The 342-nt window shown below is 67.3% G+C and carries 1 protein-coding gene; it reads right to left on the bottom strand.

Annotated features, from left to right (window positions below):
• The coding region (locus CG716_RS29450; protein WP_133067049.1) for a DUF222 domain-containing protein at nt 1–342 on the bottom strand (342 nt) is incomplete at both ends.

Below are 342 nucleotides of genomic sequence, written 5' to 3'. Positions count from 1 at the left end.
TCCAACTCCGAGCGCAGTTCGGGGTCGGCGATCAGCCGACCCACACTCATGCCGTCGACTTGTTGGCCCCCGCACCACACGAACCCGCGCTTGCGGGCCCGGTCGGCGTCGGAGAATGTCCCGTCGGGGTTCAGATGCAGTGCCAACCGGTGGGCGACTTTCTCCAACTGGTCCGGCCGCAGGGTGATCGCATGCCCGGCCAACGACCGTTCGGCTTTGTCCACCTCGACCGGCGACACATGATCGGGCAACTCCCGGAAGAACGTCTGAATCACCCGCAGGTGCTCGCCATCCAACGACCCGGCCTGCCACGCTGCCGACGTCTCGGGTAGCACCGGCGGC

Source organism: Mycolicibacterium sphagni (genome assembly GCF_002250655.1).
Lineage (GTDB): Bacteria > Actinomycetota > Actinomycetes > Mycobacteriales > Mycobacteriaceae > Mycobacterium > Mycobacterium sphagni.
Note: the sequence above shows the minus strand (reverse complement) of the source record. Positions and strands in the feature narration are given on the sequence as shown.